General features: G+C 38.4%; 15 protein-coding genes and 1 pseudogene. 15 read left to right on the top strand and 1 reads right to left on the bottom strand.

The features are described 5' to 3' along the window. Positions 1 to 30: 30 nt before the first annotated feature. From QPK98_RS15720 to QPK98_RS02130, 5 genes and pseudogenes are all read left to right on the top strand, one after another. Positions 31 to 1,110, top strand: a pseudogene (locus tag QPK98_RS15720) (homoserine dehydrogenase family protein); the annotation flags it as partial. Positions 1,111 to 1,230: 120 nt separating this feature from the next. Next, positions 1,231 to 1,650, top strand: a complete 420-nt coding sequence (locus QPK98_RS02145; protein WP_310991356.1) for an OsmC family protein — start codon at positions 1,231 to 1,233, stop codon at positions 1,648 to 1,650. Between the two features lie 128 nt (positions 1,651 to 1,778). Next, entirely contained in the window at positions 1,779 to 2,720 is a 942-nt protein-coding gene (locus tag QPK98_RS02140) for a pyridoxal-phosphate dependent enzyme (RefSeq protein ID WP_310991355.1), read from the top strand. Between the two features lie 85 nt (positions 2,721 to 2,805). Further along, positions 2,806 to 3,915 carry an acyloxyacyl hydrolase gene (locus QPK98_RS02135; RefSeq protein ID WP_310991354.1) on the top strand — a complete coding sequence of 370 codons (1,110 nt, stop codon included), beginning with the start codon at positions 2,806 to 2,808 and terminating at the stop codon, positions 3,913 to 3,915. A 37-nt stretch (positions 3,916 to 3,952) separates the two neighbouring features. After that, positions 3,953 to 4,702: a head GIN domain-containing protein gene (locus QPK98_RS02130; protein ID WP_310991353.1), complete on the top strand. Its 750-nt coding sequence runs from the start codon at positions 3,953 to 3,955 to the stop codon at positions 4,700 to 4,702. On the opposite strand, the gene gldA is transcribed toward QPK98_RS02130, so the two are convergent. After that, the gene (gene gldA / locus QPK98_RS02125; RefSeq protein WP_310991352.1) at positions 4,689 to 5,588 is read right to left on the bottom strand and encodes a gliding motility-associated ABC transporter ATP-binding subunit GldA; all 900 of its coding nucleotides are present in this window, start codon (positions 5,586 to 5,588) and stop codon (positions 4,689 to 4,691) included. The genes QPK98_RS02130 and gldA overlap by 14 nt on opposite strands. A gap of 247 nt (positions 5,589 to 5,835) precedes the next feature. Between gldA and QPK98_RS02120 the strand changes: the two genes are divergently transcribed. The 10 genes from QPK98_RS02120 (at position 5,836) to queA (ending at position 16,559) form a co-directional block, all read left to right on the top strand. Next, positions 5,836 to 6,708 (top strand): prephenate dehydratase, encoded by an 873-nt coding sequence (locus tag QPK98_RS02120; RefSeq protein ID WP_310991351.1) that lies wholly within the window; start codon positions 5,836 to 5,838, stop codon positions 6,706 to 6,708. Beyond that, on the top strand, positions 6,698 to 7,780 hold the full coding sequence (locus QPK98_RS02115; RefSeq protein WP_310991350.1) for a bifunctional 3-deoxy-7-phosphoheptulonate synthase/chorismate mutase type II: 1,083 nt from the start codon (positions 6,698 to 6,700) through the stop codon (positions 7,778 to 7,780). Before QPK98_RS02120 ends, QPK98_RS02115 begins: the two co-directional genes overlap by 11 nt. A 66-nt stretch (positions 7,781 to 7,846) precedes the next feature. Continuing rightward, a complete protein-coding gene (rsgA, locus tag QPK98_RS02110) occupies positions 7,847 to 8,794 on the top strand; it encodes a ribosome small subunit-dependent GTPase A (protein ID WP_310991349.1) in 948 nt (315 codons plus the stop codon). A 115-nt stretch (positions 8,795 to 8,909) separates the two neighbouring features. Then, positions 8,910 to 9,362: a D-aminoacyl-tRNA deacylase gene (gene dtd, locus QPK98_RS02105; RefSeq protein ID WP_310991348.1), complete on the top strand. Its 453-nt coding sequence runs from the start codon at positions 8,910 to 8,912 to the stop codon at positions 9,360 to 9,362. Between the two features lie 63 nt (positions 9,363 to 9,425). Then, positions 9,426 to 11,327: a DUF3858 domain-containing protein gene (locus QPK98_RS02100; protein ID WP_310991347.1), complete on the top strand. Its 1,902-nt coding sequence runs from the start codon at positions 9,426 to 9,428 to the stop codon at positions 11,325 to 11,327. Positions 11,328 to 11,339: 12 nt separating this feature from the next. Next, positions 11,340 to 13,358 (top strand): DUF3858 domain-containing protein, encoded by a 2,019-nt coding sequence (locus QPK98_RS02095; protein ID WP_310991346.1) that lies wholly within the window; start codon positions 11,340 to 11,342, stop codon positions 13,356 to 13,358. Next, a complete protein-coding gene (locus tag QPK98_RS02090; RefSeq protein ID WP_310991345.1) occupies positions 13,358 to 13,684 on the top strand; it encodes a nucleotide pyrophosphohydrolase in 327 nt (108 codons plus the stop codon). Before QPK98_RS02095 ends, QPK98_RS02090 begins: the two co-directional genes overlap by 1 nt. Then, the gene (locus QPK98_RS02085) at positions 13,685 to 13,924 is read left to right on the top strand and encodes a hypothetical protein (protein WP_310991344.1); all 240 of its coding nucleotides are present in this window, start codon (positions 13,685 to 13,687) and stop codon (positions 13,922 to 13,924) included. Then, positions 13,924 to 15,162, top strand: a complete 1,239-nt coding sequence (locus QPK98_RS02080; RefSeq protein ID WP_310991343.1) for a 3-phosphoshikimate 1-carboxyvinyltransferase — start codon at positions 13,924 to 13,926, stop codon at positions 15,160 to 15,162. The genes QPK98_RS02085 and QPK98_RS02080 overlap by 1 nt, the downstream gene beginning before the upstream one ends. Positions 15,163 to 15,509: 347 nt before the next feature. After that, entirely contained in the window at positions 15,510 to 16,559 is a 1,050-nt protein-coding gene (gene queA, locus QPK98_RS02075) for a tRNA preQ1(34) S-adenosylmethionine ribosyltransferase-isomerase QueA (RefSeq protein WP_310991733.1), read from the top strand. Positions 16,560 to 16,814 lie beyond the last annotated feature (255 nt).

The following is a 16,814-nucleotide window of genomic DNA, read 5'->3' as shown; positions in this document are numbered from 1 at the left end:
GACCGTATTGACCTAAACAATATAAAAAAGAAAAAAGTTAATATTGCAATTTTTGGCCACGGAAATGTGGGTAAACATTTGGTAGATCAAATTATCGCCTCCAAGGAAGAGATTTCCCGACGACGCGATTTAGATCTGAATATTTTTGCTGTTGCAAATTCAAAAACAATATTGCTCCAACAAAAAGGCATAGCCAAAAATTGGTTGGAGGAAAAATTGAAATCGGGAGAAGCGTATTCAGTTGGAGAAGTGATTTCCTTTGCAAAGAAAAACAACCTTCAAAACTTGGTTTTGGTAGATAACACGGCAGATGCCACTTTTGTGCAAAATTATAGCACTTTTGTTGAAAACGGTTTCCACCTGGTTTCATCAAATAAAATTGCGAATACGCTAGACTTGAGTTTTTATCAAGATCTTCGCCAAAAGTTAACTGCAAAAAAGCGCCAATATTTATATGAAACGAACGTTGGCGCCGGACTGCCATTGATAGATACCATCAAGCTTTTGCACCTTTCCGGAGAAAATATAACCCGAATTTGCGGTGTGTTTTCAGGATCTTTAAGCTATATTTTTAATACGTTTTCTGAAGGAAATAGATCGTTTAGCTCAGTTTTGAAATCGGCAATTGACAAAGGCTTTACTGAGCCAGATCCACGTGAGGATCTTTGTGGTAATGACGTTGGGCGGAAATTGCTTATTTTAGCGCGTGAATTGGATTTGCACAATGAATTTGAAGATATTTCTATTCAAAACCTCATACCAAAAGATTTGCGAAATGTTTCAAAAGCAACGTTTTTAGAGCGAATAAATGAGCTGGACGTGCCATTTCAAATTAAAAAGAAGAATCAAGCCAAGGAGTCTGTATTTCGATATGCTGCCGATTTGCATGGCGATTTATCAAAAGAAACAGGAGCGCTTTTAGATGTGAGCTTAGTCTCGGTTCCCAAAAATAGCATGTTGGGTGCGTTAAAAGGAAGTGATTCTATTTTTGAAATATACACCGAAAGTTATGGCGATAATCCAATCGTAATTCAAGGCGCAGGAGCAGGAGCAGCGGTTACCGCTCGAGGCGTTTTTGGTGATATTTTGAGGATTAGCGATAAAGATTGAAAAAAAATCTAAGACCGCTGCACTAAATGACGTAAGACATAAGACTAAAAAAATCAAAAATTTAGTCCTACGTCTTATCGTCCTATGTCATTTACAATTAAATGAAAAAAATATATTATTATGAAAGTTATCCTGAACAGAAAAAACGACAAGTATCTATTTGAAGCAACAGGAGCCTCTGGTGTTCCTGTTTTTATCGATAATAAAACCGATGAGCCGTCTAAGGGAGCCAGCCCGATGGAATTATTGCTTATGGGTGTTGGCGGCTGCAGCGCAATAGATGTGATTGCAATTTTGAAAAAGCAACGCCAGGAAGTCACTTCGTATAAAATGGAGGTGGAAGGTGCGCGAGAAGAAGTTCGCGAAGCAAAACCGTTTAAAGCTATCCATGTTACGCTTTATTTGGAGGGAAATATTGATGAGGCCAAAGCCATTCGGGCTGCCGCTTTAAGCTTTGAAAAATATTGTTCGGTTTCAATTACAATGGAGGCTTCGGTAAAAGTAACTTACTCCATCGTTCTTAACGGCAAGAAACTATAGCTTAAATATCATTTTGTATGCTCTGCCTGATTGTAGTAAAAAATACCGCGAAGGTGTAGCGAGTGGAAAGGTTTGCAGCGGTTTTTAATTTACCGCTGTGTTCTGTGTTTTTTAATTTTTACTGAATTATGATTCCTACAAGACAAGAAGTAATAGATGCTTGTGAACGTGTAGCGCCATACGCTCATAATACGCCTGTGTTTAAATCCTCTTATTTTGATACACTTTCAGGAGCTGCTCTGTTTTTTAAAGGTGAGAATTTTCAAAAGATGGGAGCTTTTAAAATGCGAGGTGCTACAAACGCTATTTTGCAACTTTCCGAGGCTCAAAAAAAGGCGGGTGTGGTAACACATTCCTCCGGGAATTTTGCACAGGCACTTTCATTAGCTGCAAAAAATCTGGGGGTGAAGGCCTATATTGTGATGCCGGAAAACGCTCCACAAGTAAAAAAAGAAGCTGTAAGAGGTTATGATGGAATAATCACCGAATCTGAATCTACAGCAATTGCTCGTGAACGGGAGGCAGCTCGAATTCAAAAAGAAACAGGAGCAACCTTTATTCATCCGTCAAACGATAAAAATGTGATTCTCGGCAATGCAACTTGTGGCTTAGAATTGCTTCAGTCGCATCCAGATTTAGATTGTATTATTACCCCAGTTGGCGGTGGTGGATTGATTGCAGGAACTGCACTTGCCATAGAATATTTTGGGAATAATTGTAAAACAATTGGTGCAGAGCCTTTTGAAGTTGACGATGCTTTCCGAAGTCTAAAAAATGGCAAGATTGCTTTTAATGAAACTACAAACACTGTTGCCGACGGACTTAAAACCTTTCTCGGCGATATCAATTTCCCTATAATAAAGGAGTTGGTTTCAGAAATTATTCGCGTTGAAGAGTCTGAAATAATTATGGCCATGAAATTAATTTGGGAACGGATGAAAATAATCGTGGAGCCGAGCAGTGCGGTTGCGCTTGCGGCTTTACTTCGGAAGAAAAAAGACTTCAAAAATAAAAAAGTTGGAATCATCCTCTCGGGTGGAAATGTAGATTTAAATAACCTGCCATTTTGATTATTGCTGTCTCTGGCTAAAGAAAAATCAATGCGCTCTTTTAATGTTTCGATATTAGCTTATCTTTACCGGCGTTGAAAAAAATATGAGGCATTTTCTTTTTGTATTCACAGTATTTCTTCTAAGCTATTCCCTTTTTTCCCAAGAAAAAGAATTGAAGCCGGTTTCATTAGAAGCCGATTTTTTCTATGGAAGTATTTTGGAACACAATCCAGATATCCAACATTTAATTACTGGCCATCCTACTGGATTTATTTTTTCGTTTAACCGAAAATCATACGGGTTTAATGAATGGGAACGGCGTTATCACTATCCAGACTGGGGTTTTACTGCGGCTTATCAAGACTTGCACAACGAGTATTTAGGAAACGCTCTAGGAGTTTATGGGCATATGAATTGGTATTTTTTTAACCGACATTTAATGCTTCGGATAGGCCAGGGAATTGCCTATGCATCCAGTCCGTTTGATACAAACACCAACTATAACAACAATGCTTATGGGAGCCATTTGTTGAGCTCTACTTTTTTAAAAGCAAACTTTGTTCGGGAGAATATATGGAAGGGCTTGGGTTTTCATGCTGGGTTTACCATTATTCACTACAGCAATGCCAATTTAAAAGCGCCCAACAACAGTACCAATACGTTTGCACTTAACGCTGGTATTAGTTACCAATTGGATTACAAAGAATTTCCAGAATATATTCAAAAAGAAGACTCCCTGAGCAGCACCCACGCCGAACGATTTAAGTTTAACCTTGCTTTTAGAACTGGGATAAATGAAAGTGATGTGGTAGGGCTTGGGCAAGAGCCTTTTTATGTTGTTTCGGCATTTGTGGACAAACGGATTAACTATAAAAGCACGTTTACGGCGGGTGTAGATGTTTATTTTTCTACTTTTTTAAAGGAGCTGATCACCTACCGTTCCATTGCCTATCCAGAAGATGGGCTTTCTGGCGATGAAGATTATAAACGTGTTGGCGTTTTTGTGGGGCACGAATGGCGTTTTAATAAGGTGGCGTTTGTTAGTCAGCTTGGGTATTATCTTTATTGGCCGTATGCGTTTGAAAACAGGGTTTACAACCGTTTGGGCTTAAAACGTTATTTTTTTAATGATCGTATATTTGCTGCGGTTACACTACATGCACATTGGGCAAAAGCAGAGGCGGTAGAGTTTGGAATTGGGTATAGGTTGTAATTTCTTAAACAGTTAGTAGGAAAAGAAATATAGAATTATGAGAAGTATCTTTTGTTTATTAATAGTTTCGTTCTTTTTGAGTTGCGATTCCGATAAAGGTTGGGATTGCATACAAACAGCAGGAACTGTGGTGCAAGCTGAAATTACGGTGCCAGAATTTTCAAAAATAATTGTCTGGGAGCGTACAAAACTATTTATTAAGCAAGGCGATGCGCAAAAAATAGTAATTGAAACTGGCGAGAATTTAATGTCAGATATTGAAGTTATAGTCAACAATGGCCTTCTTGAAATTCATAATTATAACGCCTGCAATATGGTTCGTGATTATGGTTTGACCAAAGTTTATGTAACTACACCAAACATTACGGAAATTCGAAGTAGCACAGGCTTAGCCGTTGAGAGCATTGGGGTTTTAAACTTTCCAGAACTCAGTTTGTATTCTGAAGATTTCAAAATTGAAGATCAATACCATGTAGATGGCGATTTTCAAATGAATTTAGATGTGGAAAAATTAATAGTGACAGGTAATGGTTTGTCTAAATTCTATTTAAAAGGAAGCGCTACCAATGCACATTTTGGGTTGTATTCTAGTGATTGCAGAATTTACGCAGAAGATTTAATTGTTCAGGATCTAAATATTTATCAAAGAAGTACGGGCCCAATGGTCGTTAATCCGCAAGCGTCTATAAAGGGGGAAATCGTAGGCTTGGGAGATGTTATCTCTAAAAACAGGCCGCCTATTGTAGCTGTTGATGAATTGTATCGCGGCAGACTTATTTTTGAGTAGTTAATTCGTTAAAGAGCTTTTCTAAAGTAGTGTTTTTTTGATGCAATTGAAGAATTTTTAATCCGCTGTCGTGGGCAAAATCGAAAACTTTAGCACGCATATCACGATCGGTGTCAAAATACAATTGATATACAAAACCGCCGGGGTTTTCTACCTTTATAATCTTCGGAAGTTTTTGTAGAGATACTTCCTCTACCCGATAATCAAACTCTACTTCTACAATTTGCTGTTGGTTGTTTCTTAAATCTTCTAGCTTTTTATCAAGTACAATTTCGCCTTTGTTTATTATAATTACGCGATCGCAAATGGCTTCTACTTCCTGCATAATGTGGGTAGAGAGCAAAACAGTTTTCTCTTTTCCAAGGTTTTTTATGAGTTGACGAATTTCAATGAGCTGATTTGGATCAAGGCCCGTTGTGGGTTCATCTAAAATTAGAACTTCTGGATTGTGTAAAAGTGCATTTGCAAGCCCCACCCGTTGGCGATATCCTTTTGAAAGCTGCGTTATTTTTTTATTGGCTTCTGGCTTTAAACCGGTTTTTTCAATAACTGCTTCCACTTCAGATTTTTTGATATTAAAGACTCCTGCATTAAAAAGCAAGTATTCCCGAACATACATATCTAAATAAAGCGGATTGTGCTCTGGTAAATAGCCAACGCTTTTTTTAACGGCTATATCGTCTTTGTTCACATTAAAGCCATTTACCACTGCATCGCCATCCGAAGCAGGAATAAAAGTGGTCAGGATTTTCATCATGGTAGATTTTCCTGCACCATTCGGGCCTAAAAAACCAACGATTTCGCCTTTATCGATGTTAAAGGATACCTCGTTCAGCGCTTTTTGTTCGCCGTAAATCTTTGAGATGTTTTCTACGTGTATTGACATAATTTTTGAAGTTGTACAAAGTTAAACAAATAAAAAAATGAAAAAAGCCTTTTTCGTTTTTAAGAAATGTTTACATTAGCAGTCTATTAAAACAGCAATGCACACAATTTTTACTTTCAACAACTTTTGGTTTTTCTATTTTAAGGATAGAACCGGGATTGTTGTATAGTTATTAAAAATATATAACCTATAGAGTCCCGGAAGTTTTTCCGGGACTCTTTTTTTTTAACCCTAATCCAATATTATTATGAGTATTAAAATAGCCATTCAAGGAATAGAAAGTTCATTTCATCACCTTGCCGTTCAGAAACTTTTTCCTAACAACAATGTAGCTTTAATGCCTTGCAAAAGTTTTGATAAGGTTACTAATAGCCTTGCCAACTTTGATGCAGATTTTGGCGTTATTGCCATTGAAAACTCTATTGCCGGATCTATTCTGCCAAATTATACGTTAATAGATCGCGAAAACCTTCAGATTTTGGATGAGGTTTATCTAAATATAGATATGTATGTTATGGCACTGGAGGGTGAAACGCTTCATACCATAGACGAAATTCACTCGCACCCAGTGGCATTGCAACAATGTAAAGACTATTTAATGCGGGTGCAGCCTCATTGTAAAATTGTGGAAGGCAATGATACCGCTACCGAAGCTAGAAGAATAAAAGAAGGGAACTTAAAAGGAGTGGCGGCAATTGCTGGCAAACAGGTAGCTGAGCGTTACGGACTAAAAATACTTGACAGCCACGTGCAGAGTATAAAAGAAGATAAAACAAGATTCGTTGTTTTAGGGAGAAAAACAGAGACCTCTCCAATTGAGGCCAATAAGGCATCCTTTAAATTTATTTTGAACCATGAAGTGGGGAGTCTGTCTAACGTTTTGCAACTACTCAATACGTTCAATATTAACCTGACTAAAATTCAATCCCTTCCCATTCCTGAAAAACCATGGGAATATGCTTTCTTTGTAGATGTTCTTTTTGAAGATCAAAAGCTTTTTTCTGAAGTAATCACCATGCTTGGTAAAACCGTAAAAGAATTAAAGATTTTAGGACTTTACAAACAAAATCTTAAAAACACACCTAGCAACCTTACCAAAAATTTAGTAAATGGAAAATAATAAAAACCTTAGTAAGTGGCTAACCGCAATGGATTTGCCTCACCCTATTGTAATTGCTGGCCCCTGCAGTGCAGAAACGGAAGATCAAGTGCTAAAAATAGCACATCAATTAAAAGATACGGACACCAACGTTTTACGCGCCGGAATATGGAAGCCTAGAACGCGTCCTGGAAACTTTGAAGGTGTTGGCGCTCTAGGGCTAAAATGGTTGCAAAAGGCAAAGCAGGAAACCGGACTCATGACTGCCACTGAAGTAGCCAATGCAAACCACGTAGATTTGGCCCTAAAGCACGATGTAGATATTCTGTGGATTGGCGCGCGTACAACGGTTTCGCCATTTATAGTGCAAGAAATCGCAGATGCGCTAAAAGGTACCGACAAAATTGTTTTGGTAAAAAACCCTGTAAATCCAGATTTAGCGTTGTGGCTGGGCGCAGTAGAACGTTTTTATACACGTGATGTGAAGAAATTGGGCGTAATACACCGCGGGTTTTCTACCTATGAAAAAACCCGTTACCGAAACAACCCGGAGTGGCAGATACCTATTGACCTTCAAAATAACTTCCCTGATTTGCCGCTTATTTTAGATCCTTCGCATATTGCCGGACGTAGGGATATTATTTTTGAGCTCTGTCAAACCGCACTAGATCTAAACTACAATGGGTTGATGGTAGAAACGCATTATGACCCGGATAACGCGTGGAGCGATGCCGCACAACAGATTACGCCAGCAGCCTTAGACCAAATGACCGTAGATTTACGAATTAGAAAGCAGGAAGGCGATGCCGTTGAATTTCAGAACAAATTGAGCACTTTGCGAACAAAAATTAATGTTTTGGACCACCAACTTATGGACTCGTTGGGGAAACGAATGAAAATTGCTGACGATATCGGGTCGTTAAAAAAGAAAAATAACGTTGCAATACTTCAAACCAAAAGATGGAATGAGATTTTAGGGAAAATGATTTTGGAAGGCGAGGAGTATAATTTGAGCGAAGAATTTATATTGAAAATTTTTAAGGCAATTCACCAGGAATCCATCAATCACCAGAAAAAGGTTATTAATGAATAGTGGCATCCAGATTATTAAGTACTTTCGTAAATTTGGAACGCATTACCTTATATATCTCAATTTAAAATGAAAGGCATTGTTTATAAATCTACCGGCAGTTGGTATTCGGTAAAAGCTGAAAACGGCAATTTTTATCATTGCCGTATAAAGGGTAAATTCCGAATTGGTGGAATTAAGAGTACCAATCCAGTAGCAGTTGGTGACCTTGTAGATTTTGATATTGAAACCAAAGGTGACGATACGGTTGGAGTTATTAAACAAATTGAAGCCCGCGATAACTATATTATTCGCAAATCGGTAAACTTGTCTAAGCAAACCCATATTATTGCCGCAAATATAGACGTTGCATTCTTGTTAATTACCTTAAATAACCCACCAACCTTCACGGCTTTTATCGACAGGTTTTTGGTTACCGCAGAGGCATACCACATAAAAGCGGTCCTTCTTTTTAATAAGGTTGATACCTATACGGAAGATGAATTGCTGGAAATAAAATTTTTGGCAGCCCTTTATCGCAAGATTGGTTATGAATGTATTGGAATTTCGGCAGTTACCGGAAAAAACATAGACAAAGTGAAGGCCTTGATGCAGGGTAAAGTAACCATGTTTTCAGGACATAGCGGTGTGGGAAAATCTACCTTAATAAATTCAATTGAGCCCGGTCTAGATTTAAAAACTTCTGAAATTTCCGAACAACATTTGCAAGGGCAGCACACTACAACTTTTGCCGAAATGTTTGATCTTTCCTTTGGAGGGCAGATTATTGATACCCCAGGGATAAAGGGTTTTGGAGTTGTTGAAATAGATAAGGAAGAACTTGGAGATTATTTTCCAGAATTTTTTGAGTTAAAGGAGAATTGCAAATTTAATAACTGTTTGCATTTGGAAGAACCAAAATGTGCAGTTAAGAAGGCCCTAGAAAACGAGGAAATAGCCTGGTCCCGATACAAAAGTTATTTACAAATTTTAGCCGGAGAGGAAAACCATTTTAGGAAGGATATATATGAGAAATGATAGCCAAAACGGCAAATAACAAACCAATTGCATCTTCGTTTTTTGTTGTTTACGGATAACAATATATTAAGCTGTTTTCGTGACAATCAAGTGGATAAGTAATAAATAACTCAATATGCGCGTATTAATTCAAAGAGTAAAAAAAGCATCGGTAGAAATTGAGGGAAAAGTTCATTCCGAAATAGGGCAGGGCTTACTCATTTTCTTGGGAATAGAAGCAGCAGACACCCAAGAGGATATTGACTGGTTAGCGCGGAAAGTAGCCCGTTTACGGATTTTTTCAGATGAAAACGATGTTATGAATCTTTCGGTGCAGGATGTTGGGGGCTCGTGTTTAGTGGTAAGCCAATTTACACTTCATGCCAGTACTAAAAAAGGCAATCGTCCTTCTTTTATCCATGCCGCAAAACCTGATATTGCCATTCCGTTGTACGAAAAGTTTATACTTCAGCTTGAAAGAGAATCAAAAAGTAAGGTTCAAACCGGTAGTTTTGGCGCAATGATGGATGTGGCGCTCATCAATGACGGACCGGTAACAATTTGGATGGATTCAAAGAATAAAGAATAATTCCTTTAACTTTTTTTTAACCTTTATTAAAATTCATATCTTGCCAAGCAATACCTACTTTTTATGGAGAAGATATATTGCTTGTTATTTCTGCTGTGTTCAGCTCATGTATTTGCTCAAAACGACTATTCTTTAGCTTCTATAAATCTAGGTCTTACCGAATATGCCAACAGTGTTTTAATTGACGAATTGGTGGAAGTTGATGTTACAAACCTTGATAAAGTAACCACCAAAACTCGCCGTGTTGTTGCCGTGCTGAATAAAATGGGCAATGGAGATGCCAAACTTTTTGAATATTATAACGACAACTCTAAAGTAAAGCGGATAAACGTTAGAATTTATGATGCTCTCGGAAAGCAAATTGCGCGATACAAAAAGAAAGACTTTATTGATGTAAGCCGAACGGGCAATGCAATGTATATGGATTTTAGAGTGCTTTATAAAAATTATACACCAACGGCATACCCGTATATTGTGGTTTTTGAGAGTGAAACGGAAACGGGTGATTCAGCCTTTATTGACTCTTGGTTTCCCTTAGACGGCTATGCCGAAAGCACCCAAAAAAGTGTTTTGAAATTGAAGTTTAATCCGGCCAATCCGCTTAAATACATGGCGAACAACCTTGATGGCCACGATATAACAATCACCGAAACCCAAGACGAGCTTACCTTTACCGCCACAAATATTAAAGCTTTCCGTTATGAGGAGCACAGTCCTTCTAAAATTAATTTTTTTCCGAATGTACGTTTAGGATTAGACGCTTTTAAATTAAAGGGAACTTTGGGTATAGGAACCAATTGGCAGGATTTCGGAAAATGGATGAGCACTAGCTTACTTTCTGGCATAGACGAACTGCCAGATGGCACTTTGGCGCGTGTTAAAAGTTTAGTGGCAAACGAAAATACAAATGAAGGCAAGGCGAGAAAAATATACCAATATGTTCAGGATAAAGTTCGGTATATCAGTATTCAAATAGGAATTGGCGGATGGAAACCCATGCCTGCTCTAGAAGTGGACAAATTGAGCTACGGTGATTGTAAGGCGCTTACTTATTACACAAAAACACTTTTAGACGCCGTTGGCGTGCCGTCTTATTACACGGTTATATACGGTGATACCGATGAAAGAGATATCACGGCAGATTTTACTTCGTTACAAGGTAACCATGTCATTTTGGGTATTCCCGATGGGGAGGAAATTACTTGGTTGGAGTGTACAAGCCAAGATACTCCTTATGGTTACATCGGAAGTTTTACGGATGATCGGGATGCTTTGGTTATCACTCCTGAAGGTGGAAAAATAATGCATACCAAAATCTACGAAACCGAGGAAAGCTTGCAAAATACTTCAGCTAAAGTAAAAGTGAATGCCGATGGAAGTGTTTTGGCGAATTTTGAAAGTACTTCCGAAGGGCTTCAATATGAAGATAAATTCCTGCTTCCGAAGAAAAAAACAGACGAAATTGATGCATATTATAAAAATCGTTGGGGTCATATCAACGGATTTTCAATTGATGGGTTTGAGTTTAAGGACGATCGGGAGCAAATTGCTTTTACTGAAAACGTGACCTTAACTATTCCTAATTATGCGAACCCTGTGGGCGGTGATTACCTTTTCTGTGCTAATATTTTTAGTCAGAACAGTTATATTCCCCCGCGTATAGAAACCAGAAACCAGAATCTTTATATCGGTTACGGCTATCTGGACATTGATACGGTTGAGGTTGAAATACCTGCTAACTTTATAATAGATGTCCTTCCTGAATCAAGTGTTTTGGAAACTAAATTTGGTAAATACGAAATAGATTTCAGCAAAACTTCAGAAAATAATTTACTGTACAGCAGAAAACTTCGCATAGAAAAAGGGGAATATCCTCCTGCGGAATATGAGAGCTACCGTGCATTTTTACGATCAATTGCACGTCTTGACAAAACGAAAATTCTATTAAAACAAAATACAAACTAAACAACCAAACCAATGAAAATAGGCGTACTTACAGCAGTTGCACTCTTGTGTTTTCTCAATACTTCAGTTGCACAAAAGTATAAATTCGGAAAAGTTTCCAAAGAAGAATTGCTTCAGAAGGAACACCCAACAGATAAATCGGCAAATGCGGCAGTTCTGTATCGCGAAACCAAAACGGAGTTTCAATACACGGAAGATTCGGGGTGGTTTATGATAACGAATTTCTTTGAACGCGTAAAAATTTATAACAAAGAGGGTTTTGAAAAGGCAAATGTTAGCATTAATCTTTACGAAGGTGACGGTGAAGATAAGCTCATGGGGTTAAAGGGATATACGTATTATATTGATTCTAACGGTAAAACCCAGAAAGTAAAGCTTAGGAATGACGGAATTTTTGAAGAGGAAACTACAAAGTACCTCACGCAAACAAAAGTTACCATGCCCGATGTTCGTGAGGCTTGTGTTATTGAGTATAAATACACCATAAAGTCGCCTTTTATTTTTAATATAGACGAGTTTAGGTTTCAGGAGACTATTCCGGTTGATAAGGTTTTAGCGCAATTTAAAACGCCAGAGTATTTTAAGTATAAAACGCACCAGAGAGGCTGGGTTCCTTTTAAAGTGAATACAGAAAGTAGGGAGCGAAGAATGAGTTTTAGACAGACGGAACGCATGGATACGAGAACTTTTGGAAAGGCCGTTCCGAAGGTAGAAACTAGGGAGGTGAAGTTTATGGAAGATACCTACACGGTTGAATTAGAAAATGTACCCGCACTTCAGGAAGAAGCCTTTGTAGGTAATTTGAATAATTATACTACTGCCTTGCAGTTTGAAATGAGCTATATAGATTTTCCGGGATCACCTATAAAAACGTATGCAACAACTTGGGAAGACGTTTCAAAAAGTATCTTTAAGATAAGTGAATTTGGTAATGAGCTACAACGCAAAAATTACTTTCAAAAAGATATCGATAATCTTTTGAGCGGCGTCTCTAAGCCTGAAGAAAAGATAGGTAAAATATTCTCGTATGTTTTAAACAAGATGAACTGGAATGGCTACAACGGTTTTTATACTAATGAAGGGGTTAAAACTGCATATAAAAAGGGCTCTGGAAATGTAGCCGATATAAACCTCATGCTGGTAGCCATGTTGCGCTATGCTAGATTAGATGCAGATCCGGTATTGGTTAGTACAAAGGCGCACGGAATACCATTATTCCCTACTCGAAATGGTTTTAATTATGTAATTGCCGCCGTTAATTTGCCACAGGGCGTCCTATTGCTAGACGCCACCAACAAAGATGCGGAAATAGGGGTTTTAAAAACCAATATTTTAAACTGGAAGGGCCGGGTTATAAAAAAGAACGGTGCTTCGGGCTGGGTTTCGCTAAGGTCACTGGTGCCTGCTGTAAAAAGTGCGATGGTCAACGTTAAGATTGCTCCAGATATGACGGTTTCCGGTGAAGCAAAAAATAGATTTACTGGCAATTATGCGTTTCAATACCGAACAGAATACAAAAGCTTAAATGCAGATGCACAACGCAAGAAAATTGAGAAAAATACAAATCAAGCCGAACTTTCTAACTTGCAGTTTGAAAACTTGAATGCTCCCGGATCGCCTGTGTCTTTAGCATACGATTTTGAATCTTTTGATGAAGTTGAAGATGTAGCGGGCAAGCTCTATTTTTCGCCTATGGTTTATTTGGCAACCAAAGAAACGCCGTTTAAGTCGGAAACCCGTGAATATCCTATAGATTACGGATATCCTATTAAAAACCGCTATATTGTGAGTATAGAATTGCCAGCGGGTTATCAGGTAGAATCCATACCTGAAAATGCCGCCTTTACTTTGGGTGAAAATACGGGGAGCTATCGTTATCTTATTTCGCAAGTGGGCAATAAGCTTCAACTTTCAGTGGAGTTTGCAATCAACCAGTCGCTTATTGGTGCGACGGAATATATAAATCTTAAAAAATTCTATGAACTTTTAATTGCGAAAGAGCAAGAAAAAGTTGTACTTTCAAAAGCATAATGGATATACAAAACGCACAAAAAGCAGTTGACGCTTGGATAAAGCAACACGGAGTCCGGTATTTTAATGAACTTACCAATATGGCGCAACTCACCGAGGAAGTTGGGGAAGTAGCCAGAATAATTGCCCGCCGTTATGGCGAACAAAGTGAAAAGGAGAGCGATAAAAATAAAGATTTGGGCGAGGAGCTTGCAGATGTTATTTTTGTGGTGCTTTGTTTGGCAAACCAGACCGGGATTGATCTTGAAGAAGCCTTTGAGAAAAAACTGGATCTTAAAACCAAGCGCGACCACGATAGGCACCATAACAACGAAAAATTAAAGTAAATGTTCAAAAAAGTAATACAGACGAAAGGGTTTTGGAAATCAGTAATTTCATTGGCCTTGTCATTTGCTCTTCTTTTTGCATTGATAAAATGGGCAATTGAAGGTTTTGATCTAGCGTATTTTACCGAAAGAAACCCAATAATCTTTCTGCTTACCCTTTTGGGAGCCGGTTTTGTATATGGCTTTTTTGTAAGCTTCGGGAAATTTAGAGCGAAAATTAAGGAAAAAGAGTCCAGATAATGCAAGTTTGTTTGAAACGGGAGGTTTTTCCGAAAGAAAATTTAGTCCTTCGTATTAGTGGTTCTAAAAGCGAGTCTAACCGATTGCTGATTCTTCAGGCGCAGTTTCCGAATATTGAAATTGAAAATCTTTCAGAGAGTGATGACACCAAGGTGCTTCAAGAAGGATTGAAAATAACCAAGGGAACAGTTGACGTAGGCCACGCAGGAACTGCGATGCGCTTTTTAACAGCTTACTTTTCGGCAAAAGAAGGAGTTGCAGTTTTGCTAACTGGTAGCAAACGCATGCAGGAACGGCCTATTGGTATATTGGTAAATGCCCTGCAAAGTATGGGAGCCGACATTGAATACTTAGAAAATGAAGGTTTCCCGCCTTTAAAGATAAAGGGGAAATCACTTCGCAATAAAAAAGTATCAATAGCGGCAAATGTTAGCAGCCAATATATTTCGGCATTAATGCTTATTGCACCTATGCTTCCCAAGGGCTTGCAGATTTCATTGGTAGGGAAAACAACCTCGGTGCCTTATATTAAAATGACCCTCGCCCTGCTCCAGAAAGTAGGTGTCTATGGCGATTTCAGCAAAAATGAAATATGTATTGCTTCAGTAAATAAACTGAAAGACACTAAGGTAGTTGTAGAGTCAGATTGGAGCTCTGCTTCCTATTTTTATAGTTTGGTTGCACTTTCTGATGATTGTAAATTAAGTCTTGGCAGTTTTTCGGAAGCCAGTGTGCAAGGCGATTCCGCTTTGGTACAAATTTACGATGCCCTAGGGGTAAAAACTGAATTTAACACCGCCAACAATACTGTTTTACTTTCAAAAAAACCAATACAGTTGCCAGATTCGCTGATGTTAAACTTAGCAAACACGCCAGATCTAGCCCAAACAATTGCGGCAACTTGCTTCGGACTGGGAATAGGGTGCAAGCTCACCGGATTACACACTTTAAAAATTAAAGAAACCGACCGGCTGGTAGCTTTAAAAAATGAATTGGAGAAGCTGAATGGGGTAGTTCATATTGATGCCGACTCGTTGCAATTGGAAATATCGAGTGATTTAAAGCCGGACCAAGTTATTGAAACCTACCAAGACCATAGAATGGCGATGGCTTTTGCGCCTTTGGCCTTAAAAACCGATTTGATAATAAACGATGCTGAGGTTGTTTCAAAATCATACCCCAAAATTTGGAAAGATCTTCAGGCAACTGGAATCGGCGTTGAGTTTATAGATTCGTAACTGGTACGGTTTTTATTGGTAATGTGGAGGCTAATTGTGGACTTAACAAACCATATCGAGAAATATAAATCACTCTGAAAAAAAATTGTCTCGTTCTTTCGGGTTAAGGGAAAAAGCTAAAGATTACTATTATACTTAAGGCCCATTCTTTTGGATTTTACATAATTTCTATATGGTAGCATCTTGGTGTCCCTTGTGTTCTTGCGGCACGCGGAACATTTCAAAATAATAAATCTTCATTTACTTGACAACGCCTATCTGCAAGTTGTATATTTGCAGCCGCGTACGCCGAAGCGCTTGGCAAAGGTGCGCCTTTAATAAAATCTAAAGCACGACGAATTATGGGAATGAAACTCTCGCATTACAATTTTGAACTTCCAGAGGAATTATTGGCAGAATATCCGGCCGAAAACCGTGATGAAGCTCGTTTGATGGTGTTAAACCGAAAAACCAAAACTATTGAGCATAAAATGTTCAAAGACTTGATTGATTATTTTGAAGAGGACGATGTTTTGGTAACCAACAATACAAAGGTTTTTCCTGCGCGTTTATTCGGAAACAAGGAAAAAACGGGAGCTCGAATTGAAGTTTTCTTGTTAAGGGAATTAAATCCGGAAACTCGTTTATGGGATGTTTTGGTTGATCCTGCACGAAAAATAAGAATCGGGAATAAATTGTATTTTGGAGAGGATGAGAGTTTAGTTGCAGAGGTTATTGACAATACAACCTCGCGTGGAAGGACTTTACGATTTCTATTTGACGGTTCGTATGAGGAGTTTCGCAGTAAATTGACAGAATTGGGAGAAACGCCACTTCCAAAATATATAAAAAGAGACGTAGAGCCAGAAGATGCCGAGCGTTACCAAACTATTTTTGCCAAGGAAGAAGGAGCTGTAGCCGCACCAACTGCGGGGCTGCACTTTTCTAAGCATCTTTTAAAACGCCTTGAAATTAAAGGAATAAACAGAGCCGAGGTGACACTCCATGTTGGATTGGGAACCTTTAGCCCTGTTGAGGTTGAAGACCTTTCAAAACACAAAATGGACTCCGAGGAAATGAATATTGAAAAGGAAGCCGTAGACATTATTAATACAGGTATTGCGCGTAATAAACGAGTGTGTGCGGTAGGAACAACGGCAATGCGTGCATTGGAAAGCGCAGTTTCTACAAACCATACCTTAAATGCTTACTCCGGATGGACCAATAAATTTATTTTTCCTCCGTATGATTTCAGCATTGCCAATGCGATGGTTACAAATTTCCACCTTCCAAAATCTACGCTTCTAATGATGGTTTCGGCTTTTGCAGGACACGAATTTGTTAAGGAGGCCTATGCGGAAGCAATTAAGGAAAAATACAAATTCTATAGCTACGGTGATGCAATGTTGATCATCTAAGCACAGAACAGTTAACGTTTAAGAAAAAATCCCGATGCCCATCGGGATTTTTTTGATTTATAGCGGTTCGGTAAACCAATCGTTTAGCAGATGTTTGGTTTTTAGAGCACTAGTTTTATAGAGGCAACGCGGCCTAAAGAACTCAATGCTATGCAAGGCGTAAGGTTCATAGTAAGCTCGCAATAAACTTTATAGTCCTTTGGTTTTTAAATGTCAAAATAAAAAATTACCTTAGACAGCGCTTAATTTAAGTTG

Source organism: Aequorivita marina (assembly GCF_031631895.2).
Classification (GTDB): Bacteria; Bacteroidota; Bacteroidia; order Flavobacteriales; family Flavobacteriaceae; genus Aequorivita; species Aequorivita marina.
Note: the sequence above shows the minus strand (reverse complement) of the source record. Positions and strands in the feature narration are given on the sequence as shown.

Bases quoted from the DNA above. Each gene is read 5' to 3' on its own strand.
- QPK98_RS02145 (WP_310991356.1), top strand. From the start codon at position 1,231: ATGAAAGTTATCCTGAACAGAAAAAACGACAAGTATCTATTTGAAGCA.
- QPK98_RS02140 (WP_310991355.1), top strand. From the start codon at position 1,779: ATGATTCCTACAAGACAAGAAGTAATAGATGCTTGTGAACGTGTAGCG.
- QPK98_RS02135 (WP_310991354.1), top strand. From the start codon at position 2,806: ATGAGGCATTTTCTTTTTGTATTCACAGTATTTCTTCTAAGCTATTCC.
- QPK98_RS02130 (WP_310991353.1), top strand. From the start codon at position 3,953: ATGAGAAGTATCTTTTGTTTATTAATAGTTTCGTTCTTTTTGAGTTGC.
- gldA (WP_310991352.1), bottom strand. From the start codon at position 5,588: ATGTCAATACACGTAGAAAACATCTCAAAGATTTACGGCGAACAAAAA.
- QPK98_RS02120 (WP_310991351.1), top strand. From the start codon at position 5,836: ATGAGTATTAAAATAGCCATTCAAGGAATAGAAAGTTCATTTCATCAC.
- QPK98_RS02115 (WP_310991350.1), top strand. From the start codon at position 6,698: ATGGAAAATAATAAAAACCTTAGTAAGTGGCTAACCGCAATGGATTTG.
- rsgA (WP_310991349.1), top strand. From the start codon at position 7,847: ATGAAAGGCATTGTTTATAAATCTACCGGCAGTTGGTATTCGGTAAAA.
- dtd (WP_310991348.1), top strand. From the start codon at position 8,910: ATGCGCGTATTAATTCAAAGAGTAAAAAAAGCATCGGTAGAAATTGAG.
- QPK98_RS02100 (WP_310991347.1), top strand. From the start codon at position 9,426: ATGGAGAAGATATATTGCTTGTTATTTCTGCTGTGTTCAGCTCATGTA.
- QPK98_RS02095 (WP_310991346.1), top strand. From the start codon at position 11,340: ATGAAAATAGGCGTACTTACAGCAGTTGCACTCTTGTGTTTTCTCAAT.
- QPK98_RS02090 (WP_310991345.1), top strand. From the start codon at position 13,358: ATGGATATACAAAACGCACAAAAAGCAGTTGACGCTTGGATAAAGCAA.
- QPK98_RS02085 (WP_310991344.1), top strand. From the start codon at position 13,685: ATGTTCAAAAAAGTAATACAGACGAAAGGGTTTTGGAAATCAGTAATT.
- QPK98_RS02080 (WP_310991343.1), top strand. From the start codon at position 13,924: ATGCAAGTTTGTTTGAAACGGGAGGTTTTTCCGAAAGAAAATTTAGTC.
- queA (WP_310991733.1), top strand. From the start codon at position 15,510: ATGAAACTCTCGCATTACAATTTTGAACTTCCAGAGGAATTATTGGCA.